Source organism: Arthrobacter sp. TRD_SC_6 (assembly GCF_055361185.1).
Genome location: NZ_CM143953.1, coordinates 1,370,540 through 1,390,564 on the forward strand (window position 1 = coordinate 1,370,540; position 20,025 = coordinate 1,390,564).

Sequence of the window (20,025 nt, forward strand, 5' to 3'; positions counted from 1 at the left end):
GGTTGGCTCAGACTCACCCCGAGGCTGGGGAGGAGAGGAAAGCTGCGGTTGTCCACATTGACGACGCCGCCGCCAGCACTGTCGGAGACGGCTGCCATACTTGGGCGCATGGCCGACACCACCACGCTCCATGATCAGGCGCTGACCATCCTTCGCACCCTCGTAGGGCGGGAGGATGCCGTCTTCCACGATGGGCAGTACGAGGCGATAGAGGCCCTCGTCAACGGCGGGCGCCGCGCTCTCGTTGTCCAGCGCACAGGCTGGGGAAAGTCAGCTGTGTACTTTGTGGCGAGCCTCCTGATCCGCGCCGCAGGAGCTGGTCCAACGTTGATCGTCTCGCCGCTACTGGCGCTGATGCGGGACCAGGTTGCCGCTGCCGAGCGCGCAGGGGTTCGGGCGGCTGCGATCAACTCGGCGAACCAGACCGAATGGCAGGAGATCTCGGCACGGCTGGACGCCAATGAAGTGGATGTCCTGCTCGTTTCCCCGGAACGCCTCAACAACCCTGCCTTCCGGGAAACGCATCTGCCGGAGCTGGTGCGCAGAACCGGACTGCTGGTGATTGATGAAGCCCACTGCATCTCCGACTGGGGCCACGACTTCCGCCCCGACTACCGGCGCCTCCGTGACCTCATCACCACGCTTCCGCAGGGTGTACCGGTGCTCGCGACAACCGCCACCGCCAATTCGCGGGTGGTGAAGGACGTTGAAGAGCAGCTCGGAACTGACGGAACGCCCGTCTACACCCTTCGCGGCGAGCTCGCCCGGAAATCACTGAGGCTCGGCGTCCTGCGTTTGCCCAGCCCGAGGTCCCGCCTCGCCTGGCTGCTCACCCATCTGAATGACCTCCCAGGCAGCGGCATCATCTACACCCTTACGGTGTCGGCCGCTGAGGACACTGCGCGGCTGCTGCGGGAAACCGGTCACCATGTACTGGCCTACACAGGGCGCACTGACCCGGCTGATCGGGAGCGAGCGGAACAGGCGCTCAAGAACAACGAGGTCAAGGCGCTCGTCGCAACGAGTGCACTCGGCATGGGATTCGATAAACCGGACCTAGGGTTCGTGGTGCACGTCGGCGCTCCCTCCTCCCCTGTTGCCTACTACCAGCAGGTAGGTAGGGCAGGCCGCGGCACGCCCAACGCGGACGTACTGCTGTTGCCTGGGTCGGAAGACCGCGACATCTGGGAGTACTTCGCGACGGCCTCGATGCCCGCAGAGGACAAGGCACAGCGCATACTCGAGGCGCTTGCCGACGGCCAGGTACTCTCGACCCCCGCTTTGGAAACACGTGTAGACGTCCGGCGCTCACCGCTTGAGCTGCTGCTCAAGGTGCTCGACGTGGACGGGGCCGTCCGCAAGGTCACTGGCGGGTGGCAGGCAACCGGCAAGCCGTGGCAGTACGACAGCGAGCGGTACCAGCGCATCGCTAAAGCCAGGGTGCACGAGCAAAAGGCCATGCTTGACTACGAGAACACCTCCGGCTGCCGCATGGAGTTTCTCGCAGCGGCGCTGGATGATCCTGCTGCGACCCCCTGCGGACGCTGCGACAACTGTGCCAGCCCGTGGTACTCCGACGAGGTGTCACACGATGCGTCGGAGAGCGCAAGTAACGCCCTGGGCAGGGTGGGAGTCGAGTTGGAGTCCAGGGGTCAGTGGCCATCCGGTATGGACAAGCTCGGTGTGCCGGTGAAGGGTCGCATCCCAACTGATCAGCAACTGTCGCCCGGCCGCGCGCTCGCCCGCATGACGGACCTGGGATGGGGCAACCGCGTGCGTGAACTCCTTGCTGAGACTTCCGAAGACGCTGTCCTCGACGCGCTGGCCGCACAGGCTTGCGTCCGGGTGCTTGCTGAGTGGGGTTGGGAGGCCCGGCCGGTGGCAGTGGTCAGCATGCCCTCACGACGCCGCCCCCTCCTCATTAAGTCCCTCGCCGAGGGGCTTGCAGCGGTGGGGCAGATTCCTTACCTGGGCGCACTGCAATTGCCGCAGGGTTGGCCCTCCGGCACCTCCGGCGGCAATAGCGCCTTCCGGTTGGCTGCGGTGTGGGACAAGTTCGCGGTGCCCGCCGAAGGGCAGGAGTGGTTCGAGTCCAACCCCGGACCGGTGCTTCTGGTTGATGACCTCGCCGACAGTCGCTGGAGCCTCACCGTAGCGGGTAAGGCGCTCCGCGAAGCTGGTGCGCAGGAGGTACTGCCGTTCGTTCTGGCGTTGAAGGCTTAGCTGACGCCCGACGGTGGCCTGAGGTTAAAACACCAACGCCCCGAACCGGTTGGTTCGGGGCGTTGGTACAAGAACGCGGAGACGGGGGGATTTGAACCCCCGGTAGGCTTTAGGCCCACACTTCATTAGCAGTGAAGCCCATTCGGCCGCTCTGGCACGTCTCCAGCAGCTATTACTAGCCACCCAAGACTACCTAGACCCCCGGGCAAGTTCCAAACTACATCTGCCCTGTCAGCGCCTTCCAGACAAACTCCTGCGACATGGCGTGCATACGGGCAGCCTGGCGGTTGTCGGAGGCTCCGGCGTGACCGCCTTCAAGGGCCTCGTGGAACCAGACATTGTCCACGTTCATTGCCCTCATCCGGGCTGCCATCTTGCGGGCCTGCACCGGGCCCACGCGGTCATCGCTGGTCGCCGTCCAGATAAGCGTCTTCGGGTAGCTCGCGCCCTCCTGCAGGCGGTGGTACGGCGAAAACGTCTGCACGTACTCCCACTCCTCGGGCTTGTCCGGATCGCCATACTCAGCGATCCACGAATAGCCCGCCGACAGCTTGGTGTAGCGCTTCATATCGAGCAGCGGGACACCGCAGGAGATGGCCCCGAACAGGTGCGGATACTGGGTCAGCATGTTGCCTACGAGGAGGCCGCCGTTGCTGCGTCCCGTACATCCCAGCAGCTCGGGGCGCGTGACGCCACGGTCAACCAGATCCTGCGCGATCGCCGCAAAATCCTCATAAGCGCGGTGCCGGTTGGCGTGCAGAGCGGACCGGTGCCACGCGGGACCGTACTCTCCACCGCCCCGGATGTTCGCCAGCACATACACGCCGTGGCGCCCATCCGACGTCGTCCGCTCCAGCCAACCCCGCCCGATCACACCGCTGTACGCCGGGGTCATAGCGTGTTCGAACCCGCCGTACCCGGACAGCAAAGTCGGGTTGGCGCCGTCGAGCGCCAGGTCCCGTGTCGCAACCTGGAAGTAGGGCACGCGGGTGCCGTCCTTGGACACGGCGAAGTGCTGCTCCACCGCGAAGGTGCCTTCGTCAAAGTACGACGGCGACGCCTTCACCTCAGCGTGCGTCCCGCCAATGGTGCCGCGCACCACGGTGGTGGGGGTGAGGAAACCGGTGGCGACGAGCCAGTAGTCGTTGCCGGCGTCGTCGTCCTCGTCGTCCACCGCATACGCGTCCACGGCGTGCAGGGGCGGGCAGGCGTCAAGGATGTCCGCGGAGAACCCCTGGGCGGGGTTCAGCACCCGGATCTCGGAGGACACATCGTTGAGCAGGTTAAGCAGCAGGTAGTCCCGGGTCCAGCTCCAGGACTGCAGCGCGGTGTGGGCGTCAGGGGCAAAGACGGTAGTGAGCTCCCGCTGACCCTTCAGGAAATCCTCAAGCCGTGCAGCCTGCAGCGAACCAGCGGCGTAGGTGACGCCGTCGAGCACGAAGTCCGTGCGCGGGCGCAGGAGAAGCCATTCGCGGTGGAGGGACACATTGACGTCGTCGGGCACGTCGATGTGTACCCACTCATCTGCCCGGCGAAGATAGGTGCGGCTGGAGTAGAAGTCGATGATGTGGGCGGCGACGTCCCGTTCGAACCCCGGCGTCTGGTCGCGGACCACGGCAGCCATCATGGAGTTCTCGGGAATCTCGAAATACAGCTCGGCAGATTCGAGCGGCTCGCCACGGCGCAGCGTCCGCACGGTTCGCGGGTAGGAGCTGGTGGTCATGCTTCCGGGACCGAAATCCGTCCCGACGTGCAGCGCATCCGGGCCTGCCCAGCTGATTCTGCTCTTGGCGACCGGAACGTCGAAGCCGCCGTCCACGAAGGCGCGGTCGACGACGTCGTACTCCCGGTAGCGCTGGGCGTCGCCGCCGTCGGGGGAGAGCGAAATGAGCGCCCGCCGGTAGGGCTCACCAAACGCCGGGCGGAGGAACATCGCGCCGCCCCATACCCATTCCTGGTCTTCCGCGGCGCTCAGCGCGTCGACGTCGAGCAGGACGTCCCAGTCCGGGGAATCGGTCAGATAGCTGTCCCAGGTGGTGCGGCGCCAGAGGCCCTTGGGGTGCGCGCCGTCGCGCCAGAAGTTGTAATAGTGGTCTCCGCGCTTGCCGACCATGGGGATGCGGTCCGTGGAATCGAGCACCTCCAGGAGGCGCTGCTCCGTGGCAAGGAAACCGTCGTCAATGAGGATTCCCTCGGTCACTGCATTCTGTTCGCGGACCCAGTCCATGGGTTTCTCGCCGTAGATGTCCTCAAGCCAGAGGAACTCGTCGTCAGTAGCGTGGTCAGGCTGTGTGGTTGACGTCATACCGTTATCTTAGGCAACCTCGCGGTGAGATGCTCCCGGAAAGTGCCTGACTATTGTCAGTGCTTGCTGATTAGATAGAGCCAGACGACGCCGGTTGAGAGTTTGGAGACGCCCATGGGCACAGCCACGAGCACCGAAACAGGCGCCCAGCGCGGTTCGCAGGACGGGGCGCAGCACGCCGCTGACACCCACGACCTCATCCGCGTGCAGGGCGCACGGGAGAACAACCTCAAGAATGTCACCATCGAGTTGCCCAAGCGCCGGCTGACGGTCTTCACCGGGGTGTCCGGCTCCGGAAAGAGCTCCTTGGTGTTCGCCACCATCGCAGCGGAATCGCAGCGCATGATCAACGAGACCTACAGCGCGTTCGTCCAGGGGTTCATGCCCTCACTGGCCCGCCCTGAGGTGGACTTCCTTGAGGGGCTCACCACGGCGATCATCGTGGACCAGGAACGCATGGGCGCCAACCCGCGGTCCACCGTCGGCACTGCCACTGACGCAAATGCCATGCTGCGCATCCTCTTCAGCCGCCTGGGTGACCCGTACGCAGGCCCGCCTACGGCCTATTCCTTCAATGTGCCCACCCGGAAGGCCAGCGGAGTCATGTCCACGGACAAGGGCGGGCGCGTGGAAAAGGCGGTCGTCAGCCAGGCGGTGTACCTCGGCGGCATGTGCCCCCGCTGCGAGGGGATGGGCGCGGTCAGCGACATCGACCGGACGGCGCTGTACGACGACGCCAAGACCCTCGCCGACGGAGCGTTGACAGTTCCGGGCTACTCAATGGACGGCTGGTACGGCCGGTTGTTCGAGGGCGTTGGCCTGCCGATGGACAAACCCATCTCGCAGTTCACCAAGAAGCAGCTGGACACCATGCTGTACGCGGAGCCCACCAAGATCAAGGTGGAGGGCATCAACCTCACCTTCGAGGGAATCATCCCCAAAATCCAGAAGTCGATGCTCTCGAAGGACGTCGACGCCATGCAGCCGCACATCCGCCGGTTCGTGGAGCGGGCAGTGACCTTCCAGACCTGCCCGGAGTGTGAGGGAACCAGGCTCACCGAGCAGGCGCTCTCCTCAAGGATCAACGGGAAGAACATCGCGGAGCTGTGCCAGATGCAGATCAGCGACCTCGCTTCGTGGGTGCGAGAGCTCAAGGACCCGTCGGTGGCTCCACTCCTCAGGGGGTTGCAGCACCTCCTCGATTCGTTCTCCGACATTGGCCTTGGCTACCTGAGCCTCGACCGCCCGGCGGGCACGCTCTCCGGCGGTGAGGCCCAGCGAACCAAGATGATCCGGCACCTCGGTTCCTCGCTCACCGATGTCACCTACGTCTTCGACGAGCCCACCATCGGGCTTCACCCCCACGACATCGAACGCATGAACCAGCTGCTGCTCCAGTTGCGGGACAAAGGCAACACCGTGCTCGTGGTGGAGCACAAGCCAGAGACCATCGCGATCGCCGACCACGTTGTGGACCTGGGTCCGGGAGCCGGTACCGCAGGCGGTGAGGTCTGCTTCGAGGGCCCAGTGGAGGCGCTACGCTCTAGCGACACCATCACCGGCCGCCACCTGGGCGACCGCGCGGCCCTCAAGGAATCAGTCCGGAAGCCGAAGGGCATGCTGGAAGTCCGCGGTGCTTCCACGCACAACCTGCAGGATGTCGACGTCGACCTTCCGCTCGGGGTCCTCACGGTGGTCACCGGCGTGGCAGGTTCGGGTAAGAGCTCACTCATCCACGGTTCGGTTGCCAAGCGCGAAGGTGTTGTGGTGATTGACCAGGGAGCAATCCGCGGTTCGCGGCGCAGCAATCCGGCCACCTACACCGGGCTTTTGGAGCCCATCCGGAAGACCTTCGCAAAAGTGAACGGGGTAAAGCCGGCGCTGTTCAGCTCCAACTCGGAGGGTGCCTGCCCCACCTGCAACGGAGCCGGCATCATCTTTACTGAGCTCGGAGTCATGGCCACGGTGGAATCCCCCTGTGAGGACTGCGAGGGCCGCCGCTTCCAGGCTTCCGTGCTGGAATACACGCTCAACGGGCGCAACATTGCCGAGGTGCTGGGAATGTCGGTCAAAGAGGCCGCAGGGTTCTTCGCCGAGGGCGAGTCCAAAACTCCGGCGGCGCGCACCATCCTCGACCGGCTCGAAGATGTGGGCCTCGGCTACCTGAGCCTGGGGCAACCGTTGACCACCCTCTCGGGCGGTGAACGGCAGCGCCTCAAGCTTGCCTCGCAGATGGGCGAGAAAGGAGACATCCTCGTACTCGACGAACCCACCACCGGACTCCACCTGGCCGACGTCGAGAACCTCCTCGGCCTGCTGGACAGGCTGGTGGACTCCGGCAAGTCGGTGATCGTGATCGAGCACCACCAGGCGGTCATGGCGCACGCGGACTGGATCCTAGACCTAGGTCCTGGTGCCGGGCACGACGGCGGCAAGGTAGTTTTCGAGGGAACGCCGGCTGAGCTGGTCGAGGGAAAGCAGACCCTCACGGGCGAGCATCTCGCCGCGTACGTCGGCGGGTGAGTCCTCCGGGGTGAATCGGCGCCTGCCGGAGGGCCGATAACCTAGGGGAATGGAGAGAACGCGGGAGGTCCAGGTAGCCATTGTCGGCGCTGGGCCCCGCGGAACATCGGTATTGGAGCGCTTGACCGCCAACTGGTCGGCGCTCGCCGGCCACGAACGTCCACGGGTCACGGTGCACGTCATCGAACCGTATGAACCCGGTTCTGGACACGTGTGGCGGACGGGGCAGTCCAGGCATTTCCTCATGAACACACCGGCCCTCTTTCCCACGGTGGTGCCCGTGGGGAGCGCTACGGCCCGCCAGGCGCCGTCGCTCGTGCCCGTGGCTTTCAATGACTGGCGCCAGCTTCCGCCGGAAAAGAACCTGAGCGAGGAAGACCTCGCTGAGCTGGCTTCGCTGTCCTCGGCCGACTTCCCGAGCCGCGCGCTGTACGGCCGGTATCTGCAGTGGGTGTACCGCGAGATCGTGGCGCGGGCACCTGAGGGATTCAACGTTGTCGTGCACTGCGCCGAGGCGCACCACATCCAACGGTTGGATGATGGGTTCCGGGTGGAACTCAGTGAGGGTCAATCTCTGGTGAGTGACGCCGTCGTGCTCGCCGTAGGGCACCTCCCGGCGCAGCTGAACCGGGAGCAGGAGTCCCTGCGTGATGGGGCGGCCCGGCTCGGGCTGCAGTACTGGCCGCCCCAGGTGCCTGCTGATGTGGACTGGAACCGGTTGCCGGCCCGCAAGCCGGTGCTGGTGCGGGGACTCGGACTGAATTTTTTCGACATCATCACGCACCTGACTGTTGGCCGGGGAGGCAGCTTCGTCGCCAATGGCGAACCGGCGGGCCGCGCGCTGACGTATCAGCCGTCCGGTAGGGAACCGTTAGTAATTGCTGCGTCTCGTCGCGGGACGCCCTACCGTGCCAAGGCGAAGCTCGACAGCTACGTTCCGCGGAGTGTCGAACTGCGGTACTGCACGCTGGAGCGGGCGGGCAGCTTTGCCGCCGACGGTATTCAACCCGGCTTCGATCACGATCTGTGGCCGCTGCTGCACCGGGACGCGGTCTGGGCGTATTACAGCACGCTGGCACAGGTCCGCACGTTGCCCAGCGGATTCCTCGGCCAGCTGCGCATCGCGCTCGACCAACCCGACAACGCCTGGGGCGCAGCACTTGAGAAGGTTCTCGATGAATCTGTTCCGGTGGAGAACCGGCTCAATCTGGAGGCACTGGCCCGGCCGTTCGGTCGGCGCAGGTTCTCGACGGATACGGAGTATAACGAGGCCGTCCTGGAGTATCTGGAGGAGGACGCCGCCAGCTCGGACCGCGGCGAGGACGATCCGCTGAAGATGGCCATCGGTGCCATGAACGCGGGGCGGTCGGTGATCAAGCAGGTGGTGGCCGACGGCGGTCTGACCGAGGCTTCCTGGACCGCAGAGCTGCGGGGATGGTTCGAACCGCTGGTCGAGGGTCTGGCGAGCGGACCGCCCGCCCTGCGCATCGAGCAGCTGGCGGCACTTGCCCGGGCTGGCGTCGTGCGCTTTGCCGGGCCGGCGCCGCGCTTCGAACTGGATAAGGCGAGCGGACGGTTCTCGGTTTCGTCGCCCTGGGTCGAGGGAAGGAAGTACGACGCCGGTGTGCTGATTGAGGCGATGATGCCCGCCAACCGGGTGTCCCAGAACCGTTCGGTCCTGCTTCGCCGGCTGCTGGAAGACGGCCTCGTCCGTGCGAGGACCATGATGTCCGAAGACGGAGTACCGGAAGTCTCAGCAGGGTTAGACGTGACCAAGCCGCCGTACCGTTCCATCGGCGCGAACGGGCTCGTGCAGGAAGGGCTGTTCGTGCTCGGGCTTCAGCTCACGTCGGTGCAGTGGGGGACCGCGATTGCGGCGGAAGCCGGCGCGTCGCTGGACGCCGGCGGACGAACGCTCCGCGACGCCGACGACATCGCGCGCGCAATACTCAAACCCTAATAAGAGGGGCCGCACGGCGAAAGGCGCCCCTCCCGACTAGGTCGGGGGAGCGCCTCTAGGCGTGCTCAGTCAGCCGTACCGGGGGTTAGCCGCGTCGGGCTTCAGCCAGGCACTTGCGGTACTCGGCCATCTGCTTGCCGTAGGCTCCCGAGTCTTTCTGGCCCGGTCCACGCTTCGGCTTGGTTGGCTTCACACACTTTTCCTCGGCTGCTGCAGCAGTGACGTAGAGAGTCACGGTGGTGCCCGACTCCTTGGCCACCAGGACAATCCGTCCCTCACCCACGGCTGTTGCCGGAATGGTGAGCGCTACCTCGGCCGCACCGGCGCTTACCGGTGTGGTTCCCAGCTCGGTTACTACACCTTCGCCATCGATGTAGCTCGAAGACAGGCTGGTGTTGGCAGGGCTGCCGAGCGAGGTGAGATCGAGCTTTGAGACGCTGAACGAAACGCCTTCTCCGGCTTTCACCTCGGTAGGTGCGTTCTTGACGATGACGGCGCGGCGGTCGAAGCTCGGCGACAACGGGCTGTTCTGCTCGATGTAGCTGATCCACGCGTCACGGTCCACAAGACCCGAATCGCGAACATCGGTCCCATCCTGGAAGACGGTGAAGTTGTCGCCGCCCTGCGCAAGGAAACTGACCGTACCGATCCGGTACTCACGCTCCGGGTCGATCGGCGCGCCGTCAACGGTCACCGAGGTGATCCGCGAACCGACAGCCAGGTCCGGGTTGTAGGTGTAGGACACGTTGTCCGACAAGCCGAGGGCCAGGAAGGAGCGTGAGCTGCCAGCGGGCTGCCACTGCTGCTCGAGCATGGTCTTGAACTGGTCACCAGTCAGGGTGGTGGTCCACAGGTTGTTCACGAACGGAAGTACAGCGTTGGCCTCAGCGTAGGTAATGACGCCGTCTTCGCCGTAATACAGCTCGTTGCGCAGTCCGCCCGAGTTGATGACGCCGATTTCTGCTCCGCCGCGCTCAGCTGACGCCAGCGATGCGCGCATGGCATCAGCCACGAGGTTACCCAGCGTTGATTCCGACGTGCGGTCATCCCGGGCGCCGTTCACAAATGCTGTGGTGATGTCAGCAGTCACTGATCCAACGGGCTGGTTGCCGATGACCGCAGCCTCAGCCAGCGCAACGTCGACAATCGTCTTGACCTCAGCGACCCGCGGGAACTGCGAGACCAGCGTGGCGTCGGCGGTAGTGGTCCGGGCGACGTTCTGCGCCGTGTAGGACTCAACGTCCCCTGTGGCGTTATCCACCGTGAGGGTGATCTGCCCGATGAACGCACCGTAGGAACCGGTCTGGACTACCGGGCGGGTCTCCCCTTCAGCGCCCGGTACGGGAGCATCCCACGCGTACTGCTTGTGCGTGTGGCCCGTGTAGATCGCATCGACCAGTGGGGAAGTTTCGGTCACGATCTCGGCGAAGGCACCGCCTGCGGCGATCTCTTCCTCGATGGTCGCGCCCTCAACCACGCCGTCCCCGGCACCCTCGTGGTACTCGGCCACGATGATGTCTGCGAGGTCCTGATCCTCGATCTGCTGTGCGACGCGGTTGACAGCCTCAACCGGATCTCCGAAATCGAGAGTGGAGATTCCGCCCGGGCTGACCAGTGAAGGAGTCTCCTCGGTCACAGCACCGATGACCGCTACGTCGATGCCGCCGACGTCCACAATCTCGTATTCCTGCAGCGCCGGAGTTGTGGTGCCCTTCTCGTAGACGTTGGCCCCGAGGTAATCGAACTCGGCGAGGTCGGAGACCCGTCCGGTCAGGTCCTCGAACCCGGCGTCGAACTCGTGGTTACCCACGGCCGAGGCTTTGAGATCCAGCGCATTGAGAACGTCGATGGTCGGCTTGTCCTGTGCAATGGAGGACGCGAACAGCGATGCTCCGATGTTGTCGCCCGCGGAGAGGAACAGTGAGTTCTCCTCGCCGAACTGTGCCCGCAACTGCTCGATGGTCCCGGCGAACTTAACGGTGTTGGCATCGATGCGACCGTGGAAGTCGTTGATCCCCATCAGGTTGAGGTCCGTGGTGGCTTCTTCGGGAGCGAGGTTCAGCCCCACGATCACTGGGTCGTGGTCGCTGGCCCTGAACTGGTTGGGCTCGTAGAAGTTGGTGGCGTTGTAGTTGTAGCGGCTGTACTCCATCGCCACGGACTCGACCGCGTTGATGTTCCATACGTCCACGCCGGAAACCGTCGCATCCGCTGCGGGTGAGGCGAGGATGTGGTCGAGCGAACCGACCAGGCCCGAGAAGACATAGGAGTATCCGTCAGTCTTGGGGCCCTGGTTGATGTAGCCGGCCTCATACAGAACCTGCATGGGGTCTTCAGCCGAGTAGGAGTTGAAGTCACCGGCAAGGAAGACCTTGTCGGTGCCCGCGTCAGCCTGGAGTTGCTCGGCGAACGCCACGAGGGCCGTGGCCTGCTCAACGCGATCAGCGTTTGATGCCCCTTGGCCATCGCCCTGGTCAGCGTTCTCGCCGCTGCCCGAACCCTTGGACTTGAAGTGGTTGGCGATCACGAGGAACTTGGTTGAGTCATCGCCGTCCACCGCATTGAAGCTTTGCGCAAGCGGCTTGCGGGCGTTCGAGAATGCCTCATTGTCATCGAGGATGACGGAATCGTCGACCGGCTCAACGACAGCCTTCTTGTAGATGAAGGCTGTGCGGATGAAGTCTTCGTTAGCAAGCTCCGGCAGTTCGGCTGGCGAGCGAACGTAGTCCCAAATGCCCGGCGTTGCTTCGTTGAGCGCAGCGGTCAGGGTTGCCAGTGCTTCATCGCGGTCCTTGCCGAACTTCGCCGAGTTCTCGATCTCCTCGAGGGAAACGACGTCGGCATCCAGGCCGTTGATCGCCGCTACGATCTTCGCTTCCTGGCGCTCCAGGTTCTCGGCGTTGGCGGCGCCGCGGGCATCGCAGCCACCGCGCACCGTAACGGGGTTTCCTTCGCGATCCTGGTAATAGGTGCAACCGGTGAGCTGGTCACCCGTGGTGGTGAAGTAGTTCAGCACGTTGAAGGACGCCAGCTTGACGTTACCGCCAATGTTCTCCGGCGCCTCGGGGCGCTCGCCCTCGAAGGCGACGGGCTGCACTGCACCGGCGTTCGCAGCGGTAAGGGCGGTCAATGGCTGGAACTTCCAGGAGCTGTTACGGAAGTCAAGGACGACCGGTGCCGTGAAGGACGCCGAAGAGTTCACCCGGACCGGCTGTTCCGGCGTGAGGTAAGGCAGCGGCTGGCCCATGTTGGCGGCGTTCAGGAAGTTGGTGGTGGCGCCGTCATCGAGCTTTACGCCGCGGGCAGCGTTGTCAGCGGCCACGGCAGCGTTCTCGGGTGTTCCCGGCGCGGCGATCTCGGTGGGCTGGACAAGTGGGGAGTCGCCGACAGCCAGCGCGATCTCGCCGTACTGGTTCAGTGCGTAATTGTCCGTCACAGTGAATCCGCCTGTGGGCTGCAGGAGCATACCCTCAAGCGCTTCGCGGCCCGCGTTGTCTGCGGGGTACGCGACGGCAGCGGCCTTCACGGCCTCTGCTGCCTCGGCAGGCTTGGTCATGCCGCCAGCCGGGACGGAGAGCTGGGTCAGTTCGAAATACTCACCGGCAGTGCCAGTGACCTCGACGAAATCACCGACTGCGACGCTCGCCACCGTGGTGGGGGAGTAGACAAAGATGCCGTCCGATGCCGTGTGGTCAGCCCCGAGGTCCCCGCCGGTGCCGGCGGTCTGGAGGTAGTAGCCTTCGAACCCGCCAGTTGGGTAAGCGGCTGTCACGACGCCACGGGTGGTAACGGTTGCGCCGAGGTAAGGCGTAGCGGTTCCGGTGCCCTGGATCTGGTCGATGGCCAGCACTTCACCGGGTGTCGGTGGGTCAGGATCGGGATCGGGATCCGGATCGCCGCCGCCTTGGTCGCCTGCGGCGTTGGTGGGCGTCACAGCTCCCAGCGCGGTGAAGTCGGTCTTGTTGTTGTCAGCGTCCGCGAAGTCAGCGCGGTTCATCGACAGCGGGTTGGTGGTGCCGCCGGGGCCTTCCTCGGCAGCGGTTTCAAACGTGTTCGAAGCGCCATACCCAAGCAGGTCAACCACTCCGGCTGCATCCACAACCGAGCCCACAGGAAGCGGATTCACTGCGGTGCGCTGGTTTGAAAGCACGATGGTGCCGCTGGTACCACTGAAGTTCAACCCGGTGGTGAGGTCCGGAGTGGGAAGTGCTACGCCGGCGTCGGCGTTGCTGCTGCCCTGGATCAGGTAGTGCCCGTTGGCCGGGATGCTCCCGCTCAGTGCCGCCAGGTTACTGGGGGCCGTTGACGTTCCCGCAGCCCGGTACTGGAGTGACCAGCCGTCCAGGCTGACCGGGGCGTCCGTGGTGTTGTAGAGCTCCACGAACTTGTGGGTGAACGGCGCGTTGCGGCTGCCGCCATTGACGTACGCTTCATTGATTACGACACCGGTGCTTGACGCGGCTTCGACGGTTTCCTCTGCGCTGGCTGGCAGTGCGGCAAACGGTGAGGCGAGCAGCCCGACCGAGAGCACTGAACACAGCGCGCCCCTCCACGAATGATTCATTCGTCCTGTTTCTCCTTGACTTGGGCCGGATTACGGCCGCGAGTGATGCCCGCTGTCGGCGTCGAGCTTTGAGCGGATGTGGTCACGGGAGTGACTGTAGGTGTTGGCGCTGACACTTTTGCCTGGCCGGAAATTCCCGTGCCTGAGGTGACGTCACAACGCCGCCTGAGACGCTCCAGGCCGCAGTAAAGCCAACCACTCTCGAGTGAACGGGTGGTTACAGGGCAGGAACGGATCGGGGGAGTTGAGACCATCAACAGCGGAAACGTTGTAGCTGACGCTTACGTCACTCGGTGCGGGTAGGTCCCCCGAGCGTGCCGCGATTAAGGAAGTGCCGGTTCGCATCAGGCATATGAGCGTTTCCTATTCGTTGGTCCGTTTGTGTCGGACGGCGGCATCCAGGTCCTGCCACTGTTTAGTGACGTGGACCACAGCGAATGCCCTAGGACATTCAAACATGGTTGATTGCCGTTGGGAACTACCGTTTGGAGCCTTCGAGGCTACCCGTGGTCGGTTCGCCGCCCGGGAGGCCTACGGTGCAGACTGCCGCTCGGCCGCCGTCGTCCTCCCAAACAGACTCCACCGGGTAGAAGTACTGGAGCTCAAGCTCGGAGGCGTCGTACTCCATCCCGATGAAGCCCGCGAACTCCCCGCGGCAGAACTCCTGCGTCAGGGCGTCCGCTTCACCGATGCCTGGGTAGTCGCCCACTGGAAGTTCGGTCGTGGCGAAAACCTCGAGGGCGTGTTCCTTGGAGCAGGGCATTACCTCGATATTGGGATCCGCGGCCGTTCCGGTGTCCGTCATGCAGTCGCCCGCAATCAATTCGTTCGCCGCGGTCTCCGGAGCTTCCTGGGAAGCAGCAGTAACAGCAGCCGACGACGACGCACCCGAAGGTGACGTGCCAACAGGCGCGTCGTCGTCGTCGTTCGTTGTGCAGCCGGTCATAACCAATGCAAGCAGGGCAAGGGACGCGGGAAGCGCGAAACGCTGTGGGGTCGCAGTCACCGTTGAATGGCTCCTCGGGATCGTTTTCGGCACGTTGGGAGCCTACCCGATGCCGCCGAACCGCTGGGGAGCGAGGAATCGAAAGGCGCCCCGATCCTGTGGACCGGGGCGCCTCGGGCGAGCTTGGCTCAGCTCATGTGCGGAAGGTAAGAGATTCGAACTCTTGAGACGGGGTTACCGTCCACTGGTTTTCAAGACCAGCTCCTTCGGCCGCTCGGACAACCTTCCCTACGGGGAATAGTGTTTCATGGGTGGGCAAGCTGCTCAAAACCACCACCTGTGAACCGGAGGGGAAGCCATGAGAGCCGTTGTGCTGACAGAATTCGGCGGGCCGGAGGTTCTGGAGGTCGCCGACGTCGAGCCTCCCCGGATCAGACCGGGTGAAGTGCTGATCGACGTCGTTGCTGCCGGGCTCAACCGGGCGGACGTGCAGCAGCGCCGCGGGCTCTACCCGCCTCCGCCGGGTGCATCGGAGTACCTCGGGCTTGAAGTGTCCGGGCGGATTGCCGACGTCGGAAGTTCGCGTTTCGCGCCCGGTGACGCCGTCGTCGCGCTACTGGCTGGCGGTGGGTACGCGGCGCAGGTGGCGGTGCCCGCGGGGCAGGTGGTGCCAGCGCCCGACGGCGTCGGGTTGGCTGAGGCGGCCGCGTTGCCCGAGGTGGCGGCCACCGTCCACTCCAACCTGGTGATGACGGCGGGCCTTCGGCGCGGGGAGACCGTGCTGATCCATGGGGCCTCGGGCGGGATCGGGACGATGGCCATTCAATACGCGCGTGCCCTCGGTGCGCGGACCATCGTGACCGCCGGGACTGCAGCGAAGCTCGACTACGCCCGTTCCCTCGGAGCCGACGTGTGCATCAACTACCGTGAGCAGGATTTCGTGGCGGAACTTCGGGAAGCAGCCGGCGACGACGGCGCGGACGTGATTCTCGACGTCGTCGGGGCGAAATACCTGGGCCGCAACGTCGACGCGCTGGCGGTCGGCGGACGGCTCGTGGTCATCGGGTTGCAGGGAGGCGCGAAGGCGGAGCTGAACCTCGGAGCTCTGATGAGCAAGCGCGCCTCGGTGGCAGGAACCACGTTGCGCTCGCGGCCTGTGGAGGAGAAGTCGGCGATCATGGCGGCGGTCAAGGAAAAGGTCTGGCCGCTGATCGCAGACGGGTCGATCACGGTGCCCGTTGACCGCACCTTTCCGCTCGAGGAGGCTGCAGCAGCACACGCCTACTTCGACTCCGGCGAGCACACGGGCAAAATTCTCCTCACCGTTTAGCGCGTTCCTCTTCTCTGGGCATACTCAGTATGCAACACTGACTCTTGTTAGATACTGAGTATGCAAAGGGGATCACGTGTCCGTTCGCCACAGTCTGCTGGCACTCCTGCAGGAGCAGCCACGGTACGGCTACCAGTTACGCAGCGAGTTTGAGCAACGAACGGGCTCAACCTGGCCGCTGAATATTGGGCAGGTGTACACAACGCTGGACCGCCTGGACCGCGACGGCCTTGTCAGTAAGGACGGCGACGACGGCGACGGGCACGTGGTCTACCGGCTCACCGAGAACGGGGCGGAGGAGGTGCGCAACTGGTTCGCGAAGCCGGTTGCCGCGTCCAATCCGCCGCGCAATGAGCTGGCCATCAAGCTGGCGCTCGCCGTCACCCTTCCCGGGGTGGATGTGCAGGCGGTAATCCAGGCACAGCGGAACGCATCGATGCGGTCGCTGCAGGATTACACGAAGGTGCGGCGCACTACTGCTTCGCACGATCGGGCAGAAGATACGGCCTGGCTGCTGGTGCTGGATTCCCTGATCTACAGCACAGAAGCCGAGGTCCGGTGGCTGGATCACTGCGAATCCCGGATGCTGCAACTCAGTGCACGCAATGCGGCCCGGCCCCGTACGCGGATGGTGGGGGATTCCACGTCCGGGGCCGAGGCGGCAGACACAACAACCATCCATGGGGGAAATCGATGAGCCAGGTATTGCAGCTTGCCGGCGTAGGCCGAACGTTCGGAGAAGGAGCGACGTCGGTCGCCGCACTTCGCGACGTGAACCTCACCCTTGATAAGGGCGAATTCGTGGCGGTAATGGGACCGTCCGGATCCGGCAAGTCCTCGCTGCTTGCGCTCGCAGGGGGCCTCGACCGGCCGACGTCGGGTGAGATTTACGTCGAAAGCACGCCGTTGAGCGGGCTGACGCTGAATGAACTGGCGAGGCTCCGGCGTCGAGCTGTTGGTTACGTTTTTCAGGACTTCAACCTCGTGCCCACCCTGACTGCGTCCGAGAACGTGTCGCTGCCCCGAGAGCTCGACGGCGTTCCAACCCGGAAGGCGCAACGGCAGGCCAAGGACGCCCTGCGGCAGGTCGGAATTGAAGCGCTGGCTGACCGCTTCATGGACGAGATGTCCGGTGGGCAGCAGCAGCGCGTTGCGATTGCCCGGGCGATCGTGGGGGACAGGCACCTGATCCTCGCAGATGAACCGACCGGTGCCCTGGATTCAGCCACCGGTGACGAGATTATGGGTGTGCTCAGGCATCGGGCTGATGAGGGTTCCGCCGTCATGCTGGTGACGCATGAAGCGCGGCATGCCGCCTGGGCAGACCGGGTGATCTTCATTCGTGACGGGCGGATAGTCGACGAGTCCGAGGCGGCGCAGGATCCTTCCGCGTTGCTCGCGCAGAGCGGCCTCTAGCCGTGGGCGTGGAGGTCGGTGCCTACAAGGGTGCCCGGAAACAGGCGTTCCGGATGGCGCTGCGGCTCGCCTGGCGGGATGCGCGGAAGCATAAGGGACGCAGTGCGCTGATCGTGGTGTTGATCGCGCTGCCCGTTGCGGGAATGACGATGATCGCGCTGCTGATCACGAGTTCGCAGATGACCGTGCAGGAGCGGATTGATACGGAGCTGGGGACCGCTCAGGCGGTGCTGATGCAGGGCCCCGGGAGTGGATCAATCCAGATGCCTAACGAGCCGCAATCGGGGATGCAGTATGAGGAACCGGATCCCGACTTTGTGGCAAAGACGCCCCAGGAAGCCGCGCCTGCGGGCTATGAGACGTTGACAGAGCAGAGAAGCGGTTTCACCCTTTCTAAGGGCAAGGTCCCTGTGTACTCGGAACTTCGCGTCGCCGAGCTTTTCGATCCAGCGTTCGAGTCTCGATTTGACCTGATCGAGGGATCGCAGGATGCCGGTGCTGAGTCGGTGTACCTCAGCTTTGCCATGGGGTTGAGGATGCATCTCGACGCAGGCGATGAGCTTGAAGTCGGCACCGATAGTTACCCGGTGGCCGGAATCATCCGTGAGAAGGGTTGGGCAGCGACAACCGAAACCGTTTACGTACTGCCTGACCATCCTTTGGCTGAAGCTCAGCAGGATCCAATGTCACAGGTTTATTTACTCGGTGACGATCCGCTGACCTGGCCCGAAATCAAGGAGCTCAACGCGGTTGGCGTCTCCGCGTTATCGCGGACCGTGCTCCTGGACCCACCAGCCGCGTCTGAATTGCCACCCGGCGTAACTGACTGGAGACAACAAAGCCTCCTCATGGGGATTCTGGCTGTCAGCGTAGTGGGCACCCTGGTTTTGGCCGAGGTGGGGTTGCTTGCGGGTGCTGCATTCGCAGTAGGTGCGAAGGGACAACGCCGAATGCTGGCGCTCATTGCGGCGGCAGGCGGAGAGAAGAGCACAGTGCGGTTCATCGTCACTGCCTCTGGTTTCGTGTTGGGGGGCGTAGGCGTCGTCGTGGGTTCAATGCTCGGCATAGCGGCCGCCGCTGCATGGGTCTTATGGCACCTGTCGAACTACTCACCCGCATTCCCGGGCTTCCATTTGACGTGGTGGCCAATCGTAATTTTCGCTGGCCTCGGTTTCCTGGCATCCGTGATTGCCGCCCTTGTGCCGGGGTCAGCGATTGCGCGCCAGAACGTGTTCACTGCCGTCAAATCGGCCCACGGTGCCTCGAAGCCCGCCCGAAGAGTCCCACGCGCCGGGCTGGTTCTGCTCGGATTGTCGCTCGTCTCCGGCGGCGGTGGAGTCCTCCTCGCTACCGGGGCCGCCCCCGGTGAGCTGCTTACGGATCGCGCTTTCTTCTTCATTCCGCTCATGGCTCTGGGTGCCCTCCTCTTCCTAGCCGGGTTGCTCGCATGCACCAGTCGTATCGTCGACCTCTCTGCCCGCCTTGCGAGCAAATCCCCAGCTTCCCTCCGGATGGCGGCCAGGGACGCATCCCGCAACAGGAGCCGCTCCGTTCCGGCGATCGCTGCTGTCCTTGCGGCTACTGCGGTTGCCGCGGTCGTGATGGTTGGATCGGCGACTGGCGCGCGTCAGGCAGAGTACGGCCAGACCCTGAATCTGCGCGAGTTGCAGGGATCAGTTCGGCTGGTCCATTACAACGAGGAAGACGGATCGCTCAGCTCCGTCAATCCGGCTCCGGCGGCTGCCGCGGTGGAGAAGGTGATGGGAGAAGTAGGCAAGGTAACCGTTATCAGCGGAGTCGAACAGTCCTGCCCGGCTGACGGGATGTGCACCTCGCAGAGGCTGGAGCTACCACCGATAAACACCTGTGCTGAGCGAGTCGCTACCGGAACGGCGGAACTGGCCACCTGCCGTGATCCTTCCGGCGGGGGCGGCGGTGGCTTGCCCCAGTTCGTTGTGGACGATGCCGAGGCGGTAGAAGCGATCTTCGGGCACCGGCCGTCGCAGGAAGTGTCGGATGCACTTAGCTCCGGCAAGATGGTGGTCCTCAACCCGGCGTGGATAGATGATGGCCACGTGACGCTTCTCAGAGAATCCTGGAATTCGAAGTCCGGAGAACAGGGCGAAACAGAACGGGTCCAGCTGGAAGCAGTGGCGGCAATTGGCGCGCCGAACCTCGGTTTGGAAGGGATTATCTCCCCTGCAACCGCCGAGAGCCTCGGCTTCAAAGCCATAGAGACCGTCGTGGTGATGGATCTGCCCCGGCAGCCCACGTACGTTATCGCGGATGAGATCAACGCTGAGTTGATCGAGACGATGGGGTACCAGTCGACGTTCATGTTCCAGTTCCCTGGCCCGCCAACCGAGCAGATCCTGTGGGCCATCAGCGGTATCGCGGCACTGGTCGCATTGACCTCGGCGGCCATCACCGCGGGACTTGCCCTGGCCGACGGCCGTGGCGACCAGGTCACGCTTGCCGGCATCGGGGCGGCGCCTGCGCTCCGCAAGCGGCTGGCAGCCGCGCAGACCGCGCTTGGGGCGGGCCTCGGCGTCGTGCTCGGAACGTTAGGCGGGCTGATCCCCGCAATCGCCGTCCTCACAGCGATGCAGCAGTACCAGCTCGTCATCCCGTGGACGCAGCTCCTTGCGCTGGTCGTCCTTGTTCCGCTGATTGGAGCGGGCGCGGCGTGGCTGTTCACCCGTGCCAAGCTCCCGATGACGCGAAGGGCGCTCCTGCAGTAACCAGACCGCGCCCGGAT

General features: G+C 64.3%; 10 protein-coding genes and 2 tRNA genes. 7 read left to right on the forward strand and 5 right to left on the reverse strand.

The window, feature by feature from the left end:
• Positions 1-108: 108 nt before the first annotated feature.
• On the forward strand, positions 109-2,223 hold the full coding sequence (locus ACWA1U_RS06740) for a RecQ family ATP-dependent DNA helicase (protein WP_463724570.1): 2,115 nt from the start codon (positions 109-111) through the stop codon (positions 2,221-2,223).
• A gap of 76 nt (positions 2,224-2,299) precedes the next feature.
• On the opposite strand, the gene ACWA1U_RS06745 is transcribed toward ACWA1U_RS06740, so the two are convergent.
• A tRNA-Ser gene (locus ACWA1U_RS06745) sits at positions 2,300-2,387 on the reverse strand.
• Positions 2,388-2,440: 53 nt separating this feature from the next.
• Positions 2,441-4,528 (reverse strand): prolyl oligopeptidase family serine peptidase, encoded by a 2,088-nt coding sequence (locus ACWA1U_RS06750; protein ID WP_463724571.1) that lies wholly within the window; start codon positions 4,526-4,528, stop codon positions 2,441-2,443.
• 114 nt (positions 4,529-4,642) lie between these two features.
• On the opposite strand from ACWA1U_RS06750, the gene ACWA1U_RS06755 reads away from it, so the two are divergent.
• Complete coding sequence (locus ACWA1U_RS06755) at positions 4,643-7,051, forward strand: ATP-binding cassette domain-containing protein (RefSeq protein ID WP_463724572.1); 2,409 nt, start codon at positions 4,643-4,645, stop codon at positions 7,049-7,051.
• A 49-nt stretch (positions 7,052-7,100) separates the two neighbouring features.
• Positions 7,101-9,011, forward strand: coding sequence for an FAD/NAD(P)-binding protein (locus ACWA1U_RS06760; RefSeq protein ID WP_463724573.1), 1,911 nt, complete (start codon positions 7,101-7,103; stop codon positions 9,009-9,011).
• 85 nt (positions 9,012-9,096) lie between these two features.
• Here the strand turns inward: ACWA1U_RS06760 and ACWA1U_RS06765 are convergent, their stop codons facing one another.
• The 3 genes from ACWA1U_RS06765 to ACWA1U_RS06775 all read right to left on the reverse strand — a co-directional run bounded on the left by ACWA1U_RS06765 (position 9,097) and on the right by ACWA1U_RS06775 (position 14,809).
• On the reverse strand, positions 9,097-13,575 hold the full coding sequence (locus ACWA1U_RS06765; protein WP_463724574.1) for an ExeM/NucH family extracellular endonuclease: 4,479 nt from the start codon (positions 13,573-13,575) through the stop codon (positions 9,097-9,099).
• Positions 13,576-14,053: 478 nt separating this feature from the next.
• On the reverse strand, positions 14,054-14,581 hold the full coding sequence (locus ACWA1U_RS06770) for a septum formation family protein (RefSeq protein WP_463724575.1): 528 nt from the start codon (positions 14,579-14,581) through the stop codon (positions 14,054-14,056).
• A gap of 140 nt (positions 14,582-14,721) precedes the next feature.
• A tRNA-Ser gene (locus tag ACWA1U_RS06775) sits at positions 14,722-14,809 on the reverse strand.
• A 70-nt stretch (positions 14,810-14,879) separates the two neighbouring features.
• On the opposite strand from ACWA1U_RS06775, the gene ACWA1U_RS06780 reads away from it, so the two are divergent.
• The 4 genes from ACWA1U_RS06780 (at position 14,880) to ACWA1U_RS06795 (ending at position 20,008) form a co-directional block, all read left to right on the forward strand.
• On the forward strand, positions 14,880-15,851 hold the full coding sequence (locus ACWA1U_RS06780; RefSeq protein WP_463724576.1) for an NAD(P)H-quinone oxidoreductase: 972 nt from the start codon (positions 14,880-14,882) through the stop codon (positions 15,849-15,851).
• Between the two features lie 76 nt (positions 15,852-15,927).
• Positions 15,928-16,548 carry a PadR family transcriptional regulator gene (locus ACWA1U_RS06785; protein ID WP_463724577.1) on the forward strand — a complete coding sequence of 207 codons (621 nt, stop codon included), beginning with the start codon at positions 15,928-15,930 and terminating at the stop codon, positions 16,546-16,548.
• Positions 16,545-17,267 (forward strand): ABC transporter ATP-binding protein, encoded by a 723-nt coding sequence (locus ACWA1U_RS06790; protein WP_463724578.1) that lies wholly within the window; start codon positions 16,545-16,547, stop codon positions 17,265-17,267. The genes ACWA1U_RS06785 and ACWA1U_RS06790 overlap by 4 nt, the downstream gene beginning before the upstream one ends.
• A 2-nt stretch (positions 17,268-17,269) precedes the next feature.
• Positions 17,270-20,008: an FtsX-like permease family protein gene (locus tag ACWA1U_RS06795; protein ID WP_463724579.1), complete on the forward strand. Its 2,739-nt coding sequence runs from the start codon at positions 17,270-17,272 to the stop codon at positions 20,006-20,008.
• Positions 20,009-20,025: the final 17 nt, after the last annotated feature.